Origin of the sequence: Methylomonas lenta (assembly GCF_001644015.1) — a bacterium.
GTDB classification, from domain to species: Bacteria; Pseudomonadota; Gammaproteobacteria; order Methylococcales; family Methylomonadaceae; genus Methylomonas; species Methylomonas lenta.
Window position 1 is genome coordinate 1 of record NZ_LUUI01000106.1, and the last position, 6,973, is coordinate 6,973.

Genomic DNA, 6,973 nt, shown 5'->3' on the forward strand with positions numbered 1-6,973 from the left:
GCATTGACGCGAAGCGTAGGAACGATGCGCTTGGATTTCAGGATGTTATTTCCAACCATATCCTTAAGAGCATCTGTCTTGTTGGTAAAAGTCTTGCTTATGTTTTTACCTTCTTTACGAACTTGTACCTGAAACTTGTTTAGTCTTTTACGAATAGCAGCCATTTCTAACCCCAACTGTGACACCAGTGTGACAAAGGAACTTTAAATCGGCTGTATAGCTTGACGCTACTGACTGTAGCTATGTGAAAAATCGACTAACACCTGCTGTTAATAGATTTAAAAAAGACTATTAGTTACATAATTAGTTAATTTATAATGGTCATTAACTTACTTAGTAAGTGATGGTGCCGAGGAGAGGACTTGACTCTCCTCGTTTTAGCACAACAATTATTAAACCATTGATTTTAGTAATAAACTCCAATCAAACAGCCCAGAAACGCACTTTCAGTGCATTACAAACTGTGTCACACCGTGCAACGAGATGCAGAAAAACGTTTACCATTTCCAGGTTAATTACACAAGATTCTCACCGTCAAATATCAAACCTTTGATCTTGGCAAAATAAAGGAAGGCTCTCAATTTAATTTAAGAACAAATTAAGAACGATATCCTTTTTTGGTGTACCATCACTTCCCCACTCACGGCCACCATAAATCCCCATGACAAGCCCATCCCAAATTTCACAAATTCGGGCCACCAGCCATAAGCCCATCCCCCATTTCACAAATTCAGACAACCTTGAATTACCAATACTAGAGCTATCCCAGCATCCAACGATGCTTGATTTGCCATTATTTGGATCAAAAATTCCGGCCGGCTTTCCCTCTCCTGCTGACGATCATCTTGAAGCTACGATTGACCTAAACCTGCAATACATCCGGCACCCTGCGGCTACGTTTTTCGTGCGCGTGCAAGGCCACTCGATGATCAATGCCGGCATCCATAATGGCGATATGCTTGTCGTTGACCGATCGCTGGAAGCCATATCAGGCTCGATTGTCATAGCGGTGGTAAATGGAGAGCTGACCGTGAAACGACTTATCAGGAATGACAGCGGAATTTGGTTAATGCCGGAAAATCCAGACTTTCAGCCTCTACTGATCAGGGATGGCATGGAATTGCATATCTGGGGTGTCGTTGCACATGTAATCCACTCTTTGCAGCCCTAAAATGTTTGCCATTGCAGACTGCAATACGTTTTACGCTTCTTGCGAGCGCGTCTTTCAGCCACATTTAAACGGCAAGCCTGTTGTTGTCTTGTCGAATAATGATGGCTGCGTGATTGCATTGACCGCCGAGGCAAAAGCATTGGGGATAAAAATAGGCGCCCCCTACTTCAAAATTGAAAAGTATGCCAAACAAGAAGGGATTGCGGTCTTTTCCTCAAACTATGCGCTATACGGCGATATGTCACAGCGGGTCATGCATGTACTTTCTAGGTATGCACCAAAAGTTGAGGTGTATTCGATTGACGAGTGTTTCCTTGATTTTTCTGGGCTACCGATCGACTTAACCGCTTATTGCCTGAATATCTGTCAAACTGTAAAACAATGGACCGGCATACCCATTTCAATTGGCATTGCGCCCACCAAGACGTTGTCGAAATTAGCTAATCGATTAGCGAAGAAAGGTTGTTCACCAAGTGGTCCAGTTTTGGATTGGCGAACCTTGCCTTCGGCAGAAACAGTATTGGAATCCGTACCGCTTGATGATCTATGGGGTATCTCGCGGCGCTGGTCAGAAAAGCTGAATGCCATAGGCATCCATAATGCTTTGGCTCTCAGAAATTCGAATCCCAAAGAGATGCGCCAACATTTTGGTGTGGTATTGGAACGCATTGTGATGGAATTGCGCGGTATCTCATGCATTCCGCTTGAAGAAATGCCACCTGCGAAGAAGCAAATCCTTACTTCCCGCAGTTTCGGTGAAAAACTTACGGGTTTTGATGATTTACGCTCGGCGGTCACACACTTTGCTGCTCGTGCCGCTGAAAAGCTACGTCGGCAAAATCTAGCAACCCAAGCATTGACGGTGTTTATCCAAACCAGTCCGTTTGATAGCAGCCGGCCCCAATATAGCAATAGTGCAACGACCGAATTTGATATTCCAACGAATGATACGGCACAGCTGATCAATTCTGCCCATCATGGCTTACAGCGCATCTTTAGAAAAGGTTTTAGTTACCAGCGAGCTGGAATTTTATTGCCTGATTTATTACCAGCCGGCGTTGTGCAGGCAACCCTGTTTGATTCCGCTGATGACTTAGACCGATCAGAACAATTGATGGCGGCGTTGGATACTATCAATCGGCGCCATGGCAAAAAGTCGATTCGCTATGCCAGTGAAATCATCAGTAATAAATGGCATATGCGGCAGCAGTTCAAATCGCCATCATTCACGACTAACTGGCAGGAGTTGTTAACGGTTCGGATATAACTTCTGTTTCAGTAAGCGATATGTTCTTAAACTCCAACAGACTAATAACATTGAGTTTGATGGCCAATCGAGTCAGTTCAATATCACTGGTAACACCTAATTTTCGTTTAATCAAATAGTGACAATTACACACTGTCTTAGGGCTAATGTTGAGCGTTTGCGCAATATCATCAGACGACTTCGCTTCAACTAGCAAGCGTAAAATTTCAAACTCTCGAGTCGTCAATGTGTCCAGGGCAATGGCTTCGCTGCCAAGTTGTTCTAATGCTAACGCCTGAGCAATATCAGTACTAAACGTGTGTCGGCCGGCATAGACTTCGTGGATAGCCTGTAACAATATTTCCGGCGAACTACTTTTGGTGACATAACCTAAAGCCCCTGCACGGCATCCTTGCAGTGCAAAACTGGGGTTCAGATGCATGCTGAATACTAAAATTTTGGCATTTCTGTTGCGCTGTTTAATACGACCGATAACTTCCAATCCGCTCATACCCGGCATGGTTAAATCGGTTATGACCACATCCGGTTCATATTCTTTAAACAACTGATAGGCATCAACGCTATTACTGGCCTCAGCCACTACTCTCATGTTAGGTTGCTTACTCAGCAATGAACAATAACCTTCACGGACAATGGCATGATCGTCCACCAATAAAATGCTGATTAAGGGCTGTGTTGTATTCATAATGCTAATTTTTAGGCAGCCATAGGTTTATAAGTAATCCATGTGGTTGGGCAATGGCTAAAGCAAATTTGCCATTTAACGCGGTCACACGCTCTCGCATACCAAGCAAACCTATGCCGGGACTATCGGCAAAGGGTAAAGCATCGACCTTGCCATCATCTTGAATGGTCAGCGATATGTCCTCTGCGCTAATCAGTAATGAAATGTCGGCGTTGGTGGCCATGGCATGCTTGGCAATATTGCTTATTCCTTCCTGAATCACCCGGAATATGGTGAGTGCCAATGATTTCTGTAAATGAGTGCAATCACCCTGGATGTGTAAGTGGTAGCCTACTTTGCCATCTCCTAACTGATTCCACCGACTCACCAAACTGGTTAAACTGGCCTCAAGCCCGAGCTCTTCCAACTCGGGCGGGCGTAAGCGGGTTAATAAATTACGCACACTTTCCTGCATGGAATGGGTAAAGCGACTGATCTGCTCGACTTCTGGCATCAGCACCGGGTATTGCTGCACGGCCGTTCGCTTGATTGATGTCACCACCGCATTGATAGCCGCCAGACATTGACCCAGTTCGTCGTGAAGTTCCCGTGCCAGATAGCGCCGATCCTCTTCTTGAACATTCATTAACATGACTGCCAACTTTTGCCGCTCACTGAGCAATAGCTGCTGATTTTCGGCTAGATGATTGATAGCCGCAGCAGTTTGCTGCCATTCAATCAATTTAAAATCGGGGAGTCTATAGGATAACTCGCCTAGATCCATACGTTTTAAGCCGGCAACGATCACTTGGGCGGGGCGTAATGCGCGGCTTACTACCAGATAAACCAATAAACACACCGCCAGAATAGTAATGATGGAAAGCGTTAATAAATGACAAATGTTGTTCCAAGCATGTCCAATCGCCATTTCGATACTGGTTGTTACGGTCAGCATCCCATAATCATGCCCATTGAAGGCAATTGGGTGTTGCCATTCAAAACCCTTTTCGAAAAGTTGTCGATACCCTTTTTCAAAACTAAGCGGCCAATGTTGCGCCGATAGATCAATCCCGTTACATAAACTACGGGTTGTGCGATCATCATACGATGCATATTGAACACATATACCAGGGGTATTGTTGGTTTGTTTCCATAAATCCAAATCTGGAAATGGATTTGTAGATGGGTAACCGGCATTGATCATCAACAGCTGATATTCCAATTGCTTGGCTAGCGAATTCATCGTGCGTTGCGCAACGGCTTTGGATTGCGCTTCGCTGTCTTTCAGCACATACACCACGCTGGCCAACAAACAAATCAAGGCCACCGCCGCAATACGAGACATCAAGTGCAATTGTAGATTCATGACTAGCCTATACGAATTTAAGCTTACCGGTTAATCCGGTGCTTGTCGCATTGTAGGAATCTTCAGGACAACTGCATAGTTCACACCGCACCACCGGGCAAATTGCCCGTGGTTTCTGGGCAATTATCGGCTTACAGATAGAAATTGAAAACTTAAGATAAGGCCCTACCAAACAAGACTATCCAAGAGAGCCGATCATGATCGAAACAGTGAATGTTAATAAAACTATTGTGTTACCCGTCGAAATGGCATAGATAGCCATTTCACAAATTGATGGCCTTGATCGCTGGTTTCCGATGATTAGTGCCTGCAAGGTAATTGGTAATGGCGAAGGTGCCACTCGCATCTTAACCTTGGCAACGGGTGAGAAAATAACCGATAAAATCGAATCAATCGATCATAAGCGAAGACGGTTTCAGTACAACCGAATCGAATCGCCGTTTCCGGTTAGTCATTATTTTGGAACCGTCGATGCCCATGATTTGGGTAATGGCAACACTCAGATTTCTTGGAAAGTCGAAATTGATGTATCCGCAGACCAGCGTGATGAGTTGGCGAGTTTCTTAAAAAAGGCTTTAGCAGAAGGCATTACTGGCCTAGAGCAAGATTTACAGCCATCCATAGCTTCGACTTCAGCCCAGGAAGTATCGCCATGAACATCATTAAATTGAGTGGATTTTTGTTTATAGTGAGCATGTTGTCAACCACCATCGCCCATGCTAGAACCCGAATTGCTGTCTTGAATTTCGAGCTAAACGACATCACCTCGCTCCCGAATACAGCAACAGAACTTAAACGCACCGCATCAATGGCGCCCTTGCTATCAGAAACATTGAGCCAGATTGACGATTATGAATTAGTGCCTATCGATAACAATACACAAAAGTCATCTAACGCCAGCTTTGGTTATTTATTTCATTTTCACGATTTAGCTGCTCAATTGGGCCAGAAATATGCTGCGGATTGGATTATTGTCAGTCAGCACAGCAAGCCCAGCTTCTTATTTTCCTATTTGTGGGTCTATCTTATCGATGTGAAAAAACAGAAGGCTATTGCGCGTTACGACATTGAACTAAAAGGCAATCATGACAGTGTGACGAAACATGCTATTGCTGCGTTAACCAAAAAATTACACCTCACCATTAACAAGACTAGCCATCCGTAAAATCTGGTAGATGATATACGTTTTCATACATCGCATAATCGATTGAAGGACCAAGCTTTACTACGAAATTTTTTACCGCTGTACCGAATGCCAACAAATCTACTCGAAAGGCTCGCACATTGAGAATATGCAGCGGCATTTCAAAGAATTGCTAGAATGATCCAGTGGAAAAATGCGCCTTATGCCAACTATTGCCACCCAAGAGAAGAACATTTATTGCCATTGCTTGTCTGTCTAGGATTATCGAATTCTGCTGCTCGACTGGTGTTCGATGGCGAAGTCATGGGGAAAAAGACTTGCGCTTTTCTCTGGTGAGGTATGCCTCGTGGAAAACAATTAGTTATGGTCATCGCACAACATAAAGCCTTGGGTATGGCTGTCAGAAATCAAAAGCCGAAAAAGCCTGGCCGTCAGGACTGGGCTGAACTGATGCCCTATCGCCCCCTTGTTTCAATCATGCAGTGGTTATTGGTGTTTCGGATAGACTGCCACTTCAGAATAACTTCATGACTCAGCTATGACAATCCGAGGCAGCACATTTACGCTCATGATGAAGTCGCTCTACGTCGGAATCCTTTTACTGCTATTACCAATCTTGGCTTGGTCTGATGAAACCTATTCTGTCGCTTTACCGGAATGCACTGCGAAACTCGAACGTCGAACTGTAGAAGAAGGCATAGTGATCGTACGTAGCGATTGCACACTATCCTTATCATCCTTGGTTCAATTGCTAAACGATGGCCTTCGCGGTTTATTTCCAGATCATACATTGCCGGTGCATGGGATTTACCTTGGACGCTTGATGACGTATCCAGAACTGTCGACAGCTTTGGCGATAGTCGCAGCGAAGTCGCCGAAATGGAACACAAAGCGCGGACGTCCTAGCGAAGCCGGTGAAAGCGACAATCATCGTATTGGCTTATTGCTGAACGGCGAAGTCTATCCGCACGATCTAAAAACGGTGTTTGCCCCGTATGGGCTAACGGCCTGTATTGCTGATGTCGAAAAGGTTCTTGTGTTCAAAGCCAAGGATATTTTTACTTCACAAGACGAGATGTCGAAGTTAATTTCTCCGAACGCTCTCTTGCCCGTCGATGCCCAAATCTGGTTGAGACTTCAGTCCGGATTAGTCGATTGCTCCAAACAGAATTAGGTCACATTATCGCGCGGAATTGTTCATTCAAAAGTCGCACGGCTTGGCCAACACCGTCATGGGTTTGCATCTGCTGGCTAATCCGCTGAGCGTTTTCTCTATAATTCGGATTGGTCAGGACATGATTAATGGTCTGAGCCAAGCTTTTTGCCGTCACAGTTTTAGCGAGCAATGGTTTGTAGGCCAA

At 44.7% G+C, this 6,973-nt stretch carries 10 protein-coding genes; 6 read left to right on the plus strand and 4 right to left on the minus strand.

All coding sequences use genetic code 11. The annotated features are described in order from the left end of the window. Positions 1-582: 582 nt before the first annotated feature. Positions 583-738 (minus strand): hypothetical protein, encoded by a 156-nt coding sequence (locus A1359_RS22790; protein ID WP_198159333.1) that lies wholly within the window; start codon positions 736-738, stop codon positions 583-585. A 40-nt stretch (positions 739-778) separates the two neighbouring features. Between A1359_RS22790 and A1359_RS11735 the strand changes: the two genes are divergently transcribed. Together A1359_RS11735 and A1359_RS11740 are read left to right on the plus strand one after the other, a co-directional pair. Next, positions 779-1,171 carry a LexA family protein gene (locus tag A1359_RS11735; RefSeq protein ID WP_066982830.1) on the plus strand — a complete coding sequence of 131 codons (393 nt, stop codon included), beginning with the start codon at positions 779-781 and terminating at the stop codon, positions 1,169-1,171. Between the two features lies 1 nt (position 1,172). Then, positions 1,173-2,438, plus strand: a complete 1,266-nt coding sequence (locus tag A1359_RS11740; protein ID WP_066982833.1) for a Y-family DNA polymerase — start codon at positions 1,173-1,175, stop codon at positions 2,436-2,438. On the opposite strand, the gene A1359_RS11745 is transcribed toward A1359_RS11740, so the two are convergent. Beyond that, positions 2,404-3,123, minus strand: a complete 720-nt coding sequence (locus A1359_RS11745; RefSeq protein WP_066982836.1) for a response regulator — start codon at positions 3,121-3,123, stop codon at positions 2,404-2,406. The two genes, A1359_RS11740 and A1359_RS11745, sit on opposite strands and share 35 nt — an antisense overlap. A 4-nt stretch (positions 3,124-3,127) precedes the next feature. After that, positions 3,128-4,468, minus strand: a complete 1,341-nt coding sequence (locus A1359_RS11750; RefSeq protein ID WP_066982839.1) for a histidine kinase — start codon at positions 4,466-4,468, stop codon at positions 3,128-3,130. Between the two features lie 269 nt (positions 4,469-4,737). Between A1359_RS11750 and A1359_RS11755 the strand changes: the two genes are divergently transcribed. The 4 genes from A1359_RS11755 (at position 4,738) to A1359_RS11765 (ending at position 6,786) form a co-directional block, all read left to right on the plus strand. Continuing rightward, the gene (locus A1359_RS11755; RefSeq protein ID WP_269747912.1) at positions 4,738-5,124 is read left to right on the plus strand and encodes an SRPBCC family protein; all 387 of its coding nucleotides are present in this window, start codon (positions 4,738-4,740) and stop codon (positions 5,122-5,124) included. Continuing rightward, entirely contained in the window at positions 5,121-5,633 is a 513-nt protein-coding gene (locus A1359_RS11760; RefSeq protein ID WP_066982845.1) for a DUF2380 domain-containing protein, read from the plus strand. Before A1359_RS11755 ends, A1359_RS11760 begins: the two co-directional genes overlap by 4 nt. 67 nt (positions 5,634-5,700) lie before the next feature. Next, the gene (locus A1359_RS23650; RefSeq protein WP_083960612.1) at positions 5,701-5,793 is read left to right on the plus strand and encodes a Mut7-C RNAse domain-containing protein; all 93 of its coding nucleotides are present in this window, start codon (positions 5,701-5,703) and stop codon (positions 5,791-5,793) included. Positions 5,794-6,180: 387 nt separating this feature from the next. Beyond that, positions 6,181-6,786 (plus strand): hypothetical protein, encoded by a 606-nt coding sequence (locus A1359_RS11765; protein ID WP_198159334.1) that lies wholly within the window; start codon positions 6,181-6,183, stop codon positions 6,784-6,786. A 1-nt stretch (position 6,787) separates the two neighbouring features. On the opposite strand, the gene A1359_RS23170 is transcribed toward A1359_RS11765, so the two are convergent. Continuing rightward, on the minus strand, positions 6,788-6,973 hold a 186-nt coding region (locus tag A1359_RS23170), incomplete at its 5' end, for a hypothetical protein (RefSeq protein WP_232322192.1).